This is a genomic window from Infirmifilum sp., assembly GCF_049970975.1.
Taxonomy (GTDB): Archaea; Thermoproteota; Thermoprotei; order Thermofilales; family Thermofilaceae; genus Thermofilum; species Thermofilum uzonense.
In genome coordinates, this window is sequence record NZ_JBMFLX010000001.1 from 93,805 (window position 1) to 108,713 (window position 14,909).

At 44.1% G+C, this 14,909-nt stretch carries 17 protein-coding genes; 14 read left to right on the forward strand and 3 right to left on the reverse strand.

From position 1 onward, the window contains the following. The 4 genes from ACP5KC_RS00585 to ACP5KC_RS00600 all read left to right on the forward strand — a co-directional run. A partial coding sequence (locus ACP5KC_RS00585; RefSeq protein WP_428286721.1) for a hypothetical protein occupies positions 1-422 on the forward strand: 422 nt, incomplete at its 5' end. 69 nt (positions 423-491) lie between these two features. Continuing rightward, entirely contained in the window at positions 492-1,352 is an 861-nt protein-coding gene (proC, locus tag ACP5KC_RS00590; RefSeq protein WP_052884853.1) for a pyrroline-5-carboxylate reductase, read from the forward strand. Positions 1,353-1,373: 21 nt separating this feature from the next. Further along, complete coding sequence (locus tag ACP5KC_RS00595; RefSeq protein ID WP_424737702.1) at positions 1,374-2,228, forward strand: phosphatase PAP2 family protein; 855 nt, start codon at positions 1,374-1,376, stop codon at positions 2,226-2,228. A gap of 90 nt (positions 2,229-2,318) precedes the next feature. Then, on the forward strand, positions 2,319-2,651 hold the full coding sequence (locus ACP5KC_RS00600) for a hypothetical protein (RefSeq protein ID WP_428286722.1): 333 nt from the start codon (positions 2,319-2,321) through the stop codon (positions 2,649-2,651). A gap of 7 nt (positions 2,652-2,658) precedes the next feature. On the opposite strand, the gene ACP5KC_RS00605 is transcribed toward ACP5KC_RS00600, so the two are convergent. Next, entirely contained in the window at positions 2,659-3,735 is a 1,077-nt protein-coding gene (locus ACP5KC_RS00605) for a mandelate racemase/muconate lactonizing enzyme family protein (RefSeq protein WP_428286723.1), read from the reverse strand. Positions 3,736-3,875: 140 nt separating this feature from the next. On the opposite strand from ACP5KC_RS00605, the gene ACP5KC_RS00610 reads away from it, so the two are divergent. The 4 genes from ACP5KC_RS00610 to ACP5KC_RS00625 all read left to right on the forward strand — a co-directional run bounded on the left by ACP5KC_RS00610 (position 3,876) and on the right by ACP5KC_RS00625 (position 6,369). Continuing rightward, the gene (locus ACP5KC_RS00610) at positions 3,876-4,847 is read left to right on the forward strand and encodes a hypothetical protein (RefSeq protein ID WP_052883572.1); all 972 of its coding nucleotides are present in this window, start codon (positions 3,876-3,878) and stop codon (positions 4,845-4,847) included. Positions 4,848-4,914: 67 nt separating this feature from the next. After that, positions 4,915-5,643, forward strand: a complete 729-nt coding sequence (locus ACP5KC_RS00615) for a cyclophilin-like family protein (RefSeq protein ID WP_052883573.1) — start codon at positions 4,915-4,917, stop codon at positions 5,641-5,643. After that, positions 5,640-6,071 carry a hypothetical protein gene (locus tag ACP5KC_RS00620; protein WP_052883574.1) on the forward strand — a complete coding sequence of 144 codons (432 nt, stop codon included), beginning with the start codon at positions 5,640-5,642 and terminating at the stop codon, positions 6,069-6,071. The genes ACP5KC_RS00615 and ACP5KC_RS00620 overlap by 4 nt, the downstream gene beginning before the upstream one ends. Positions 6,072-6,144: 73 nt before the next feature. Beyond that, positions 6,145-6,369, forward strand: a complete 225-nt coding sequence (locus ACP5KC_RS00625) for a hypothetical protein (protein ID WP_273434602.1) — start codon at positions 6,145-6,147, stop codon at positions 6,367-6,369. A gap of 4 nt (positions 6,370-6,373) precedes the next feature. Here the strand turns inward: ACP5KC_RS00625 and ACP5KC_RS00630 are convergent, their stop codons facing one another. Beyond that, positions 6,374-6,751: a class II SORL domain-containing protein gene (locus tag ACP5KC_RS00630; RefSeq protein WP_052883576.1), complete on the reverse strand. Its 378-nt coding sequence runs from the start codon at positions 6,749-6,751 to the stop codon at positions 6,374-6,376. Between the two features lie 99 nt (positions 6,752-6,850). Here ACP5KC_RS00630 and ACP5KC_RS00635 point away from each other — a divergent pair, with 99 nt between their 5' ends. Genes ACP5KC_RS00635 through ACP5KC_RS00650 form a run of 4 tightly spaced genes read left to right on the forward strand, consistent with a single transcriptional unit; the run spans position 6,851 to position 11,188 of the window. Then, positions 6,851-7,738: a UTP--glucose-1-phosphate uridylyltransferase gene (locus tag ACP5KC_RS00635; protein ID WP_191118641.1), complete on the forward strand. Its 888-nt coding sequence runs from the start codon at positions 6,851-6,853 to the stop codon at positions 7,736-7,738. 47 nt (positions 7,739-7,785) lie between these two features. After that, the gene (locus tag ACP5KC_RS00640) at positions 7,786-9,120 is read left to right on the forward strand and encodes a hypothetical protein (RefSeq protein WP_273434605.1); all 1,335 of its coding nucleotides are present in this window, start codon (positions 7,786-7,788) and stop codon (positions 9,118-9,120) included. A gap of 1 nt (position 9,121) precedes the next feature. Beyond that, positions 9,122-9,787 carry a mechanosensitive ion channel family protein gene (locus tag ACP5KC_RS00645; protein WP_052883579.1) on the forward strand — a complete coding sequence of 222 codons (666 nt, stop codon included), beginning with the start codon at positions 9,122-9,124 and terminating at the stop codon, positions 9,785-9,787. Positions 9,788-9,799: 12 nt separating this feature from the next. Continuing rightward, positions 9,800-11,188, forward strand: a complete 1,389-nt coding sequence (locus tag ACP5KC_RS00650; protein WP_428286724.1) for a glycosyltransferase — start codon at positions 9,800-9,802, stop codon at positions 11,186-11,188. A gap of 27 nt (positions 11,189-11,215) precedes the next feature. Here the strand turns inward: ACP5KC_RS00650 and sppA are convergent, their stop codons facing one another. Next, a complete protein-coding gene (sppA, locus tag ACP5KC_RS00655; RefSeq protein ID WP_052883581.1) occupies positions 11,216-12,142 on the reverse strand; it encodes a signal peptide peptidase SppA in 927 nt (308 codons plus the stop codon). Between the two features lie 39 nt (positions 12,143-12,181). Between sppA and ACP5KC_RS00660 the strand changes: the two genes are divergently transcribed. Beyond that, positions 12,182-13,588 (forward strand): dihydrolipoyl dehydrogenase, encoded by a 1,407-nt coding sequence (locus ACP5KC_RS00660; RefSeq protein ID WP_191118643.1) that lies wholly within the window; start codon positions 12,182-12,184, stop codon positions 13,586-13,588. Positions 13,589-13,646: 58 nt separating this feature from the next. Continuing rightward, a complete protein-coding gene (locus tag ACP5KC_RS00665) occupies positions 13,647-14,837 on the forward strand; it encodes an MFS transporter (protein ID WP_428286725.1) in 1,191 nt (396 codons plus the stop codon). Positions 14,838-14,909: the final 72 nt, after the last annotated feature.

Here is a 14,909-nt window from a genome sequence, read left to right on the forward strand (position 1 = left end):
TTAGTTTGCCAAAGGAACGCAACGTTACACCTCTTCACGCTTTTATAGCTTCGTCGCTAGCCTCTTTTCGCGAGGAAGGGGTTCTCAACTATGCAATCGTTACAAGAGCTATGGAAAATGTCGGGAAAAAACTACTCAATATCTATTCTTTTTCAAATAATCCAAAAGAGGCTATATTAGAGGCTAATGAGCTTTTACACTTTGCTGAGCAACTCAGTTTGGAGGAAGATACTCTTCATTTATATGTGAAGGTGACAACTAGTAGCTGTAATATATGTCCTAAGGCAGTAGGTGGCCTGGAACACCCAGGACGATTATGTCCTCTCGTAGGATTCTTCTCGGGTATAACTGGTCTTAAACCTGATTTAGAAAATACTGGGAGAGAAGGGGGGTTCTGCAAGATAGTATTGTCTAAGATGTAGACAGTATCTTGTATTTTTTTCAGAAATGTGCCTGAAAGCCTTAAAAACCTTAAAGCTTTGACAGGATTCGTGCTTGATGCTGATAGTATAGCCGTACTTGGTGCTGGAAAGATAGGAAGTATAATAATAAGGGCTCTTTCAGAAAAACTAGACGGGGTCAAAGTTATAGCTACTGGTCGTAGCTATGAGACCCTTCAGAATGCTGCAAAGCTTGGAGCCATAGCTATACGTGAGAACCGCAAAGCCGTACTTGAATCGGATCTCATCATTATTAGTGTGAAGCCATTCCACTTTCCTCAACTTTTAAAAGAAACAGGGTTCGATGTGTGGGTTGACAAAACAGTTGTTTCGGTAATGGCTGGAGTCACTCTATCAACATTACAAAAAGCGCTTGAGGGCGCTGAAGTCTACAGGGCCATGCCCAACCTGAATGCCTATGTCGGGAGATCAGCGACCGCAATAGCAGAAAATGGTTCTGGATACAGGAAAAACACCGTGGATGCTTTATTCAAAACCCTGGGTACAACATACTGGGTTCCCGAGGAGTATCTCGACGTTTGGACAGGACTAGCCGGCAGTGGACCCGCCTTTATAGCGGAAATAATAGATGCTCTTGCGATGGGCGCCGTAGCCTCTGGGTTAAACCGTGAACTAGCATACAAGGCTGTGCTAGATGTGCTAGAGGGGACTGCTCTTTTATTAAGGGCACGCAGTAACATTCATCCTGCCCAGTTGCGTGATGAGGTGGCAACTCCATCTGGAACAACTATACGTGGGTTGACAGTTTTGGAGTCGAGGGGGGTAAAGGCTGCGCTGATGGAGCTGGTCGAGCAGGCTTCTAGGCGTTCAAGGGAAATTGGAACAGAGGTTAATGAGAGGGTAGTTAAGGAGCTTACCTTTATGCTTCAACAGGTAGAAAAGAATAAATGAACCTTCTCGTAGAAAATCTCCATGCAAGAGGCGAAAAAATACAATACTTTCATTTATGGGATAATAATCATATTACTTGTAACACCGTTCCTAGCCTACTTTACAGGATCATGGACAAAATATTGGGAGTTAGTAACAACACTGGGAGATGAACAAGGATATGTAGCTTTGGCGACTATAGTCTTTATAGTTTTCTCACCCGAACTAGGCTTCATCATGCTATTATCGTTACTATCATCCGCCTGGGTAAACATAATATTAAAGGACACTCTTCGACTACCTCGCCCTCCCTCCGATCAATGGAAGATCGAGGTTAAAGGGTACGGTTTCCCAAGCGGTCACGCTCAAACCTCAACAGCATTCTGGTCTGCCGCTTATATTTATCTGAGGAAAAAAGCTATAGCCCTGCTCGGCATCTCCCTTATAGCCCTAGTCTCCTATTCGCGGCTTGCACTAGGAGTGCACTACCCTCGCGATATAATAGGAGGAATTTTCCTCGGCCTACTCGTCTCGCTACTTACATACTTCTTCTCGCTGAGACTACTGAAGCTAGAAAAGAAGAGAGCTTCTTTAACCCTACTAGCATACAGCATCTTTGTATCTCTACTATACCTTGTAGACCACGATCCCACTCTAATCAAACTTGCAGGCGTATTGGCTGGTAGTTCCCTTTACCCTCTCCTCCGAGAAAAAATACAGCCTTCTCCTTCACTGTCCCGTCGCGTTCTTCTAGCTGCAATAGTCTTAGCGCTAGTTTTAATCCTTACACGCATCTCAGGTTCTCTTCCTCTGATATCACAATTTGCTATTTATGCCGTAATCTCAGTTATTATAGTTGTATCACCAATAATTAGATATGTATCTAAATTATTTTGAATATTTTTCATTGATTCCAGGTAGTATAATATAATATGTTTAGAAAAAAAGATAAAATCCCCTATTAAAAAGTAATAACGGGAAATATTAATGTCTCTAGTGGGCCATCTAATCAACCACCGTAATAAGCCCACGGAACCAGGTGGAGAGTTCTCGCCCCTAGCCATAGCTATCAGACAAGCACTGCTTAGCTATTCAGAAGAACTACTTAAGGAATTTTCAGGGCTCCACTCGGTCAGGCTTACCGAGAAGCTTGAGGAGCTTCTTAGGAGGCATGATATAAATGTAGAGGTAACGTTACACCCCTTAAGCCTAAAACCCTTCCTTCTAATAAAAACGAACCCATTCACACTGCTCCTCTATACTCGTTCTAGGACATACGAGGTCTGGCCCCTCTTCAGGGAGGTTTCAGGGACTGCTTGAGAAGCTATCATATAACGCGGGCAAACATCCCCCAGTCTGGAGAGAACTCTCCTAAACCCGCAGCTTCACCTGCTTTTCTCGTCCCGTTTTCAATACTCGCTCCACCGTAAAAGGCTTGCTGGGAAGTGAGAAGGTCGCAGTCCAGGTCATAGTAAAATATATTCCGTAGGGCTTGTGCAAGGTGTACGTGAGCTGTTATGCCCAGTCTTGTTTCACCATAGCATCCGATCATATTCTTGATGCCTGCAGACTCACTAATGTAAGCGACTCTCAACGCTCCAGTCAATCCTCTGGTCTTCATTAGTTTTATATTGATAATGTCTGCAGCCTCGAATTCTACAGCCTTTAAGACGTCGCCCGGCGTCTTAACACTCTCATCCAAGGCTATGGGGATTGAGCTTTCACGCCTGATTTTTCTCAATCCTTCGAAATCATCCCATCTTGTAGGCTGTTCTACAAGCTCAACATCATATGATGAGATCCTGTCGATAACCCATATTGCATCCTCGACACTCCATCCTTGATTTGCATCGACTCTGATCTTTACACCCTCGCCCACAGCGTCACGCACCATTCTCACGCGTTCAACGTCCTTCACGGGATCTAAACCGAGTTTCAGTTTAATTATTCGGAAGCCTTTTTCCACATATCTTAGCGCTCTTTTCGCCTGTTCTTCGGGCTCCAGCAAGCCAATAGAAATATCTGTCTCTATGAACTCACGGTACCCTCCTAGCAGGCGCCAGATTGGTCTACTCTGGTATTTTCCATAGAGGTCTACAAGCGCCATGTTTAACGCTGCACGTAAAGAAGCGGGTGTGTCTAAGGTCCATGTGTACTCGTGGATTTGTTCAAGGCTTCTGTAGTCCACGTCTAATGACTTAATCCTCTTAACTGCCTCCACAACATCATCTAGCGTTTCCCCCAATACGTTCTTTGAAGGGCACGCCTCTCCCCAACCAACTAGACCATCCTGGGTAGAGAGTCGAATAACCAGTGTTCGGCTCTTATCGGCAACTCCGGTAGAGATGCGGAAAGGCTCTACAAGAGGGAGTTCGACAAGCCAGGCTTCGAGCTTTAAATCCATAAAGATAGTGGTTTCCCGTTATGGAATATACTTTTCGTTTTCGCTAATGGGTTGATGTTGATCATACATTGAAAATACTAGAGTAGATCTACCTATATGTAAAGTCAGCCCTAAATCATATCCTATCCCTTACCTGAGTTGTGTATACTGGTCTGCTAAACCTTGATGCTCTCAGCGAGTTAGAGAAACTACCTAAAAGATACAAAGATTATGCTTTTGCCTCTCTAGCCTTGGCTGCAGCCCGATTGGGTCTTGATTACAATAGCTTCCTCGCTGAGGTCGAAAACTTGTACTTAAAGTTATACGTCGAGGCAGAACTGCCCCTTTATGATCCCGAGTATTACGAGAAAGCGCTCAGAGAAGTGGTCTCAAATGTGACTTGGCTAAAGTATCTTGAAAGAGTATATGTCTTGGGAAGACTATCTGAAACCGCTTTCCAGCTCGATAAGGGGGATTACAAATATTTACTCGAGATGGCCTCGAATTATCTGCCCCCTCTCGGATACTCCGGTAGAGCTAGATTTTCGCTTGCTTTAGCTAGATGCGGTGAGCTTTCAAGAGCCAAGGAATTAGTAAGTGCATATAGTGTTTCACGCAGGGTTTCTTTTCTAGTCGAAGCTACTCTCTCAAGGCCTCAAGATTTTCAGCTTTTATCTGAAACTATGCAGCTCATTAGAAAGATAAGAAGCGGGAGACGGAGGATGGTGTTGTTATCACGCCTAGCGAAGCATCCCCTCTACTTTCAATTAAGAGCGCCGAAGCCACAGGAACTAGCACTTAAGCTCCCTTTGGGAGAAACTCTAAGGGACATGTATGTATCTCTTCTAGTGGCTAGAAACTTGGGTGAAATCGGCTTAGCCAAGGAATTTAGGGATAGATTCGAGCTCATTCTCAAACAAGTACCCTCGACAGACCTCTTGCCGGTTGAGGCTTCTGAGCTCTTAGTAGAAGTGGCTTATCATGCTCGCGGTATAGAAGGTTCAGTCAAACTAGCTTCTCAGTCAAAGTTTTATCCTCTATTAGTAGCACACCTTGCTGAGTACATTACGAAGTTGTCATTGGAACAAAGTATATTAAAAGAGGGGCAAGCAACAAATAACTTGAATAATTGAAGAATATCAAAGCGGTTTATTCTACAAAACTCTTATTAATTAAAAGAACAGGATATATTGAAAACTCATGTATATCACGATAAGATTTGAAGATGGTTACGAGATACCTGCAGTCGTCCTTGATTCCCGCTTTTATGAAGCTCTCAAAGGTGCAGTTCCAATAAAGTCTAAGACTCTCACCTGGAAGGAAGAAGTGTATTTCGAGACGGGAATAGAGTTTCATGGAGAGGAGTTTTCAAGAGTTGCAAGCGGTTCCCTAGCCTACTGGCCTCCCGGAAAGTCACTCTGCCTTTTCGCCTGGGCTAACCAGCCATATGGACCTGTAAATATTGTTGGATGGTTTTTGGGACCTAAACACTATGTTTTCGAGATAGATGAAGATGAAGAAGTTGAGGTGGAGGTCTTTAAACCTGACCTTTATTCCCGGGAAGCTGTTAGTCTAACGGAGCACCTTGTCAGTAATGGTTTCTACGCGGCTCCGAGAAAATGGGCGGGAACAGAGAGCATCGCTGGAGCATACGCTAAACACAACTTTCGTGTCGGCTTTGAAGTCTTTATCGAAGACTTCGGTTACATCGTGGAGTCGGATCCCATATATGAGAGAGATTTCACGGCAATCGATGAGGCCGTCCAGTTAAGGATGAAGAGAGTTGTAAAGAGTAGGGTTGACACCAACGAAGATGGTTACGTGATCTTGTCTGAGTTCGTCTCTAAAGGACAAAGCCTGGTTGAGGCAGTTTCACAGATTACAAAGGACTATCTGAAGGTAGTAGATATATTGTCCCTAGTGGGGTGAGTGTCATTAAGATTGTACTCTGGGCACTAGACTTCACACCCAACAACCATGTACAAGAAACTCTTTCGAAGCAAGTAGGGGACGAAGTTGTGTTTGTTGGGGTTGGGGCTTTAACTACAGCAGAAGAAATAATTTCAGCGATGACCGACCTAAAAGCTGAGGAAGTAGTCACAGCAATCGAGGATCCATGTGAAATGCACAAACTTCTAGATAGAGGCGTCCAGCCCCTTGTGGCCATAATAGAGGAGGTGTGTAGAGCAGAGATTAGGGAAGAATGTAAAGGCTACAATCCAAATACAGATGTATTAGTTGAGAGGGAAGAGGGCGTGGTTGCTCTCAGAATACGTGAATTCGCAAGGGTTATCGATATAATGTTTCAGCTTGTAGATCCGCAGGAAAAACACGTTCACGAGCACGAGGAAGATTAAGCTTCGTGGGATTTTACAAAAATGGAGAAAATAATTTAGTGGTTAAGAAAACTATTAATCTTGAGTCTTAAACATGAGTTTTAGAGCTGACACAAAAGAGCAGGAGACACGGGAAGATGAACTTATTGAAGCTGTTCTCAGAGTTCTGAGGCTTGACAGAAGATTCACAAAAATAGAAGAGAAAAACGTTAAAAAGATACTTAGAAAGCTCGATAAAAGCGATTTAACTTATATGGCAAATGTATTCGACTCTTTATATGAAGTCTTGCGAGAAAAATGCGTAGATTTTGAGGGCTAAGACATTAAACAACTTTGATTTCTTTGCGTCCCTCCCAAAGTCCGTGAAGGTTACAGTACTCTATTGCATGAATAACTCCACTTTTCTTTAGCACCAATTTCAATTGAACTTCAGGCTCTGCAAGCTCTGGCTCGAAGTGGACACGCGCTAACAGGACAGGGTTAAATGCCCTCCCATCTTCCTGGAAGTATACTTCAATCCATCGGATAGAGTGTTGAATAGTGTTTGGATGGGGACCAACACTTATCTTTACGTGAAAAGGCTCTCCGGACTTCACCTGGTCGGGAGCCTCGATTTTCGGCGTATGAGTCTCAACCTTTGAGATAGCCTCACCACTAGCGCTTTCAGGAGTATATACTAGGTCTCCGAATTTTTTAGGCATAGTCTTCCAAATAATAAGTTCTCTTCCTTTCATAAAAATTTTACTTGTCGAAAGCAAAGTTTACTAATAGTGAATGGTTAATCGAAAAAAGGGATGAATGTGTCTAAGCTTAAAAAAGGAGTCTTACTTGCTGCGGGACTGGGAACCAGGCTTGTACCTTATAGTAAGGAGATGCCGAAAGAAATGTTGCCGATTTTTGAAGGGTTAAAAGGGAGGGTATTTCTCAAGCCTATTATCCAGAAAATTTACGAACAACTTTATGATGCAGGGGTACGAGAGTTTTGTTTTATAGTAGGGAGGGGGAAGCGGGCTATAGAGGATCACTTCACTCCTGACTGGGCTTTTGTCGAATACTTAGAGAGAAACGGTAAAGAGGAATACTCTTCTCTTCTAAGGGAATTCTACAGTAAGGTCGAATCCTCATATATTGCCTGGGTCAATCAGCCTGTCCCCCGAGGTACAGCGCATGCAGTCTACATGGCTAAGACATTTGTAGGCGATGATTTTTTCTTTGCCGCGGCTGCTGACAACGTCTTCATCGGGGAGAATGTTCCACAAAAATTGGCGGAGCTTCACGAGAAAAGATCCACTCCCATTCTTGCCGTCAAGAGAGTAAACGACCCTAGGAAATACGGAATTATTATTGGAAGGGAGATCGAGGATAGAATATACGAAGTCGAGGGGATAGTTGAAAAGCCCAAAACACCTATTTCTAACCTTGCCAACACGAGCCTGTACGTTTTTCCTCCAGAGATCTTCAAGGCCATAGAGGAGACAAAGCCTAGTGTGAGAGGTGAAATAGAGATAACGGACTCAATACAAATCTTGCTAAGTAGAGAAATAAAGTTTCTGGCATATGAGTCACAAGCCGACTGGGTGGATACGGGAACCTGGGAGACATTCTTCCGGGCAATAGCTTTATCGTTAAAGCACAGCGGAGGACATAACATTGTGTTTGATGTCCTAGAGGCTCTCAGGGAAAAATAACGATAAATATTTTTAAAAAGAAAAATAAAACTTGCCAGGTAGAATTTATGCCGGAAACCTCAAAGCACATACTTTCGAAGATTCTCCTTGTAGTCGAGGCATTCTTCGGTGGCTTCTATGTATCAATAACAAGGGGGCTCTTCGTCCCTATGATGGTCTACAGTGGCTATAATCTCGACATGGTGTCGATGGCTCTTCTCCCAACGGGTCTGGGAGGTCTACTTCTGGCTCACACATTATACAAAAGACCAGAGGCTGCCACCTCGCGCTTCCGTATAATGCTTCTTTCAACACATTTCTTTGAGAGGGTGTTATGGCTCCTACCGCCTTTTTTTCTATATAACCCATATCTTTTATCCTTGAATTATCTCGCTGGAAACCTTGTAGCGGTAATGGTGGGTTTACTAATAGGTGTACTAATCTACAGTATATTTTCGATAGATGATGTCATCGAGGTTTCCGTCCATAGATCCGCTGCCGGAGCCGCAGCAAGCATTCTAGGCTCATCATTCATGACATATCTTTCCGCGGTGCAAAAGGCTCCCGGAATATATTATGTGTTATATATAACAGCTTTCCTAGCGGGGCTTGTGAGCACGGGGTCCCTGTTGCTTTTACCAAACGTTCCGGGGAAGATTAAGGAAGAAAGGGTTGAGAAAACACTCGAGGAAGAAGCAAAAATCAAGGGAAGTGTCGTTTTCCTCGTATTAACTTTATTCATGGCTGGAGGCAACCTGGTAGGCATGGCTTGGAGTCCTCTTCTGCGTCAGCTTGGAGCCCCGCTCTATATTCCACTAGCATTAACATTTGCCGGAAACATAGGTGGTCTCATAGGAGCCTACCTCTGGAGGTCCTATAGGGCCTACCTCGTCGCGATAGCTTTGAATTCGTTACTCACCGGACTTATACCTTACATATGGTTCCCACCTATACATGTTGGGATGTCATTCTTAACATCCCTTACATTTATGGGGGCTAACCTCCTCGGAATGCAGGTTTTCGCCGAGATAAACAACAAACTCGGTAGGGTAAGGGCTGCAGCATTTTTGACTGGCGCAAATTATGCAGGACTGCTTCTGGCATCTTCAACCTTAGCGTTGGGGATTTTTACACCATTTGTTAGCATGTTGCTAGCCGCACTCCTCAAGATGATCGGTGTGATAATGGCCATGCTGGTAATACCTGAAACAGCCGTTGTTCCTGAGAGGAGAGCCTACGAGTACAGTCGACTAATCTATTCAACGAGTACGATGGGTTACACCTTCACTGTTCAGGCTTCTAAAGAATTTCTAAAATTTGCCGTGGAAACTTTAGCGCTGGCATTATTACTAACTTTATTATATGTCATGTATAGACTAAGTTGGATGATAGCGGGGATCTAGAATGCCTCCCGATATAGACATACTTCAACAACTTACCCTAATTCTCAATGAACTGGCATCATCTATTCCTAAGATTTTCTTAGTAGCTATAATCCTTGTAGCTGCCTTTATAATAATGAAGATCGTAAATGGCGTAATACGTTGGCTAATCAAAATTGGAAGATTTGAGGAAATATTAAGGGAGATGGTTCCCGGAGGTACTCGTTTGCCTCTAACAACCCTTTCAATAGTTTTAGCTGATGTTGCGATACTTATAGCGGCTTCTGCACTTATTCTTCGGGTGTATGTGCCTGTATGGGAGCCTTTCTACCGGGAAAGCATAAGCTACATAACCAGGGCGGGTAGTGTTGTAGTGCTTGCTTTAATTGCTTTCGTGATGGTTGATGCTCTCGTCAAGTCCATGGGGCTTGAGAGAAAAACAGAGAGGTTTTTCGTCATGATCTCAGCGCTCATTCTAGTAATACTCTTTGTGGATCTGGCAGCCCTAAGCTCCGAGGTGAAGGTAGCCCTTACAGCTGGTCTTGCTCTCGGGGTCGGCTTCTTGATAGGAATATTTGCCCTCTGGGCCTTCTTCGGCGATTATATAGAGGAGCTTTTAAGAGCTTTAAAAAGATTTAATGAAGGGAAAGAAGGAGAAGGGTCTAGCAAAGAAGGAGCCACTCCGTGATAGTGTGGGAACATGTCTTTAAGTTTTCTCTTGGTATTCTTGTTAACTTTGCCAATTTATGCAGTCCTGCTCTATTACCTTATGATCATAGCCTTTGCTTCGCGCTCAAAAGATAAGAGTGTAGTCAAAGAGGATGCACGAGATTTTTCTATCGAGGTAGTTGTACCAGTCCGAGGAGAACCGCTCGAAATAGTGAAAAACACTCTTCTACGTAACAAGGAGGCCTACGAGTCAACACCATGCGTGAAAAAAGTGGTTATCTTATCTGACGACGATGTTCAATACTTTGAGACACTTAAGCGTGAGCTTGAAGGATTCAGCAAAGTAGAGGTTTTGAGGCGTTCCCAGCCTAAGGGAGGCAGGACAGGTGCGCTAGACCATTACTTCTCATACTCGACCTCCGACTATATTCTAGTACTAGACGTCGATGGAACTATAGACAAAGAATCCCTAAATTCTCTATGTATGCTTAGTGGCTCAGAGGCAGCTTATGTACTTCCCTGGAAGGGCTACTCACTCGACAAAACCAGGGTAGCCGAAACGATGGCCTTCTTCACAGATCTCGGATCCCTAATACTTTACAGACTCAGGTCTAAGGCTGGCTTTTTCGTTTTCCCACTGGGTTCGGGAACACTGTACAATCGCGATGCCATAATTCGGCTTGGAGGATGGGGCAACAATATTGTTCAAGATGACATTCTGATGGGAGTCAAGCTAGCGTCAAACGGATTTAGTACAAGGCTTCTTGAGAATTCAGAGATACAAGTACTGGTGCCTTCAAAGCTTTATTCCCTGAGAAAACAACAGGCCAGGTGGGCTTTCGGGACCAGTGAAGTTCTTTCAAGGAACTTTAAAAGGATATTAGACTCGCCACTACCTCTGTATAAAAGAATGGAAATGTTTGCTTACCTGCTCCAGCCTCTTGAAACGCTTCTACCTTTCCTTGTTCTAGTGTTGGCACCTATTGTGGCTCTCCTGGAGCGTCCCAGTACACCTTTCAGCTATCAGTTTATGAATGTTATAGGTATTTTTCTACCAGCAGCTATCCTAGGACTATTGCAAGGCTTTCTCCTCTACGAGCTGGAAAAAAACCGTCTTAAAGGACTATTCAAATACTATATTATAAACCTGGGAAGGTTTTCTGCGATACTTGCAGTTCTGTCACCTTATCTCTCGTTCTACGCGCTTAAAGGATTGTTGAGGGGGAAGATAAAGTGGGAGGTGACGCTAAAAGGGCAAAAGGAGAAGATTAGTCCGAAGGAGAAGAGTCCCCTATGGATTGCTGCATGGTCTGGTCTTGGAATCGCATCATCCATGATGACAGGTAATCTCTACACGCTGTTCGTGTCACTACTCTTCATGCTTGCCTCGCTCTACTGTCTCCTCAGACTAGAACTTTAAGTTAAAAAGAACCCTAATGTAATATGGTCATGGAAGAACAATGTATTCAGGTGGAGGCCACATTGCAAGGTAAATTAAACTGGGTACACTCATAGGGGTTCTAGTGCCAGATCCTCCAAAAAGAAGACCTAGGAGCCCTGTTGGCTGAGGTTTCAGCTCATAAACAGGTGCAGTCAGAGGTAGTCCGGCAAGCTCCTTTGTCTTGTTTATGGCTTCGTCGAGCGTCATTATACCGTCTATCAATCCTTCTTTTAAGGCTTCCTCGGGCGGGTAGGGTCTACCACTAAACACGTTCTCTCCCACATTCTTCCGGTGCTCGAGGACGATGTTCTTGAATAAGGCAAAGTATTCTTGAATGATTTCTTGCATTACCTGCATCTCTTCTGATGTCATGTTCCTATAGGGAGAGCCTATGTCTTTCAAAGCACCAGACTTAAAAGTATAGACTCTTATGCCAAGTTTCCCAAGCAAGCCTTCAACGTTGATAGTGGACGCGTATACGCCTATCGAGCCTACGAGAGCCGAGGGGCTTGCGTAGATTTTTGTTGAAGGGCTGGCAGCCATGTAGGCGCCACTAGCCATGCTTCCTCTAGCGTAAGAAACTACCACTTTTTCACGTGCGAGCTTCTTTACAGCTACGTATAAATCATAGGAAGCGGAGACCGTCCCCCCAGGGCTGTCGTAAACAATTATGACAGCTTTAATTGAAGGATCTTCTCTGGCTTGCTCTAAAAGCTTGATATACTGGTCTATACCAGTTGACACCCCTAGAAGCGATTGGCTTGAATAGTCTAAAGCTCCTCTAATCTCGATCATCGCTACTTGAGGTATGAATTTTGGTCTAGTACTGCCTGGGGAAAAAACTGCTAAGACTAATCCTACGAGGATGATTCCTACGATGAAAAATAATGGCAGCTTTTGTTTGACTGATGATTTAGCTTGTGGGGTTAACATATTAGTTAATATATAGCACGAGGAATTATTTTTAACGCTATGGTGAAGCACTACGAAGTTATAGTTTTTGGTACAGGTTCGGCAATGAATATTGTTTCTGAGCTAATAAATCAGGGTTACGAGGGAAGGTTTGCCATCATTGAGAACAACATTGTTGGTGGTATTTGTCTGACAAGGGGCTGCATACCATCTAAAATGCTCCTGGAAGTCGCTAGGAACATAAAGAGGATACGAGACGCATCAAAGTTCGGTATTAAGGTTTCCTATGAGCCCCCCGACTTCGCCTATACAATGGAACGTGTTTGGCAGAAGATATATCGGGAAAGTAAGGAGATAGAGCACTCCTTAAAGCATCATCCTCAGATCGACCTTTATCTAACTGACGGGGTTTTCGTAGGAGATTACACGGTTGATGTGGGAGGTCGTGAAATTGAGGGTGAAAAAATACTTCTATCAACTGGGTCTAAGCCTAAAATACCGCGGATCCCCGGTATAGAGGAGATTGACTATTACACAAATGACAACTTCTTTAAGGATTTGAGGAAACTTCCCAAGAATACTGTTGTAGTAGGAGGAGGGTATGTAGGACTGGAACTAGGCTTCTTCCTTGCGATGATGGGTAGCAGTGTCACTGTTCTCGAAATGCTGCCTAGCATCTTGCCAGGAGAGGAGCCGGAAATCTCTAGCTTAATGAAGAAGGAATTATCGAACTACATGGATATACGTACTAATCACACGGTTGTTGAGTTCCGCAAATCAGGTGACAGAAAAATTGTAGTGGCTGAGAACAAGCTTACAGGAGATAATGTAGAAATCCAGGCAGACGCTATACTCATCGCCTCTGGCAGAGCCTCTTACAGCGACGTCACGAGACCCGAAAAAACAGGTGTAAAGACGGACGAGGGAGGCTGGATAATAGTTGATGAGTATCTTAGGACGACCAAGAGTGATATATGGGCTTTCGGAGACGCAACGGGCAAACTAATGTTTAAGCACAAGGCCAACTATGAGAGTGTTGTCGTATATTATAATGCGTTCAAGGGAGAGCAAGTCAAGGCCGATTACCACGCGGTGCCTCATGCGGTTTTTACTGAGCCCGAGGTGGCAAGCGTTGGCCTCAGGGAAGAAGAAGCCGTGAAGAAACACAGGATACTCGTGGGATATGCCCGATATGGAGAGACAGCTAAAGGTGAGGCTATGATGGCCGAGGACTACTTCGTGAAAGTCATTATAGACAGGGAGACATCTGAGATTCTAGGAGCACACATAATAGGTCCTGAGGCATCACTCTTAATACAGGAGATAGTCAGTCTCATGTATACTGACACGAGGTCTGCAGAGCCGATTTATAGGGGAATGCATATACATCCTGCACTCTCAGAGGTTGTTGAGCGGGCATTTTTCCACCTACACGAGCCCGAGGAGTGGCATAGACACGAGCATTGAATTGACATTTTAGACCGTTAAATTAAAAAATTTTTAATTATTCTAGACGAGGCGAGGCATGTCGAAGAGGAGGCTCGTTTCAGCGCTTGCTGTACTCTATGCTCTCTACTTTGTCGTGTATGTACATAGAACCATAACTGGCGTGCTTAAGCCTGAATTTGAACATGTGTCTCTCCAGTATGGTATAGATGTTGCTTTACTGTCCTCAACGATGGCTTCAGCTTATTTCTATGCTTACTCGTCGATGCAACTCCCGGGAGGCGTCCTAGCTGACGCTTTAGGAGTTAAGAGATATACCGCCATAAGCGGAGGTATAATGACGCTTGGGGCACTATTATTTTCGACAACGAATCCTCAACTTATGATAATAGGTCGTATACTGATAGGCGCTGGCGCAGCGGCAATTTACATTTCCATACAAAGAGTGATAGGAGTATATGCAGACAAGAACAGTGGAGGAACATTAACAGGTCTAGCTCTCTCAATAGGGAATCTTGGGGCACTTTTTGCCACTATGCCTGCCAGATCATTAATAGACTCATTTGGTCTTCCTGCATTTTTCCTGGGTCTAACTGCTGTCACAGCGTTTCTTTCAATAAGTCCGCTATTTAGCATCGAGGATGAAGGGGTCAGCACCAGGGGAGTTATGGACGGGCTCAAGAAAGCTATCGGACAATTAAAGGTCGTAGCTCGGTCCTATCACTCTATAGCTGTCGCCTTAGCGTACACCGGGACATATTCAGCAATACTAGCTTTCCAATCGTATTGGGGATACGAGTATATGCAGACTTACTTTCACCTTACAAAATCAGAAGCTGCTCAAGCACTATTCTTGCTGGCACTTGCATTCCTGCTGAGCGTTCCTTTAGTAGGCTTCATTAGCGATACTGTGCTACGAAAAAGAAAACCTATCTTAATAGTCGGATGTCTCCTCCACTCGTTGGCTTGGTTTACCGCGGCACTGCTACCCCTCATAGCTCCTTCCAAAAGCACGCTCTACGCTTTTACATTCCTATTGGGACTTATAGCATCAACACACATGGTTATTTCGCCGATGTCTCGGGAGGCTTATCCCCCCGAGTTCTCAGGGACTACGTTTGCCTTTGTAAATCTGGTGGGTTTTCTCGCTGTGGCTATATATCAAAGCCTAGGTATATTTATAGGGGATCCGTTAATAATCTTAAAAATATTTGGCGTCAGCGCCCTTATAACAGGGATTATGGCTATAAAGACACGAGAAACTTTATAAAAAAATATTTTTAAGGAGTCTGGACTGCGCCATACCAAGGACTCCATTTACCCCAAGCCGGTATGTGTCCGA

What these genes read in the sequence shown, in the direction of transcription:
- ACP5KC_RS00600 (WP_428286722.1), top strand. Translation starts at nt 2,319, where the DNA reads ATGTCTCTAGTGGGCCATCTAATCAACCACCGTAATAAGCCCACGGAA.
- ACP5KC_RS00640 (WP_273434605.1), top strand. Translation starts at nt 7,786, where the DNA reads ATGCCGGAAACCTCAAAGCACATACTTTCGAAGATTCTCCTTGTAGTC.
- ACP5KC_RS00660 (WP_191118643.1), top strand. Translation starts at nt 12,182, where the DNA reads ATGGTGAAGCACTACGAAGTTATAGTTTTTGGTACAGGTTCGGCAATG.
- ACP5KC_RS00595 (WP_424737702.1), top strand. Translation starts at nt 1,374, where the DNA reads ATGCAAGAGGCGAAAAAATACAATACTTTCATTTATGGGATAATAATC.
- ACP5KC_RS00625 (WP_273434602.1), top strand. Translation starts at nt 6,145, where the DNA reads ATGAGTTTTAGAGCTGACACAAAAGAGCAGGAGACACGGGAAGATGAA.
- ACP5KC_RS00615 (WP_052883573.1), top strand. Translation starts at nt 4,915, where the DNA reads ATGTATATCACGATAAGATTTGAAGATGGTTACGAGATACCTGCAGTC.
- sppA (WP_052883581.1), bottom strand. Translation starts at nt 12,142, where the DNA reads ATGTTAACCCCACAAGCTAAATCATCAGTCAAACAAAAGCTGCCATTA.
- ACP5KC_RS00630 (WP_052883576.1), bottom strand. Translation starts at nt 6,751, where the DNA reads ATGCCTAAAAAATTCGGAGACCTAGTATATACTCCTGAAAGCGCTAGT.
- ACP5KC_RS00645 (WP_052883579.1), top strand. Translation starts at nt 9,122, where the DNA reads ATGCCTCCCGATATAGACATACTTCAACAACTTACCCTAATTCTCAAT.
- ACP5KC_RS00605 (WP_428286723.1), bottom strand. Translation starts at nt 3,735, where the DNA reads ATGGATTTAAAGCTCGAAGCCTGGCTTGTCGAACTCCCTCTTGTAGAG.
- ACP5KC_RS00665 (WP_428286725.1), top strand. Translation starts at nt 13,647, where the DNA reads ATGTCGAAGAGGAGGCTCGTTTCAGCGCTTGCTGTACTCTATGCTCTC.
- ACP5KC_RS00650 (WP_428286724.1), top strand. Translation starts at nt 9,800, where the DNA reads ATGTCTTTAAGTTTTCTCTTGGTATTCTTGTTAACTTTGCCAATTTAT.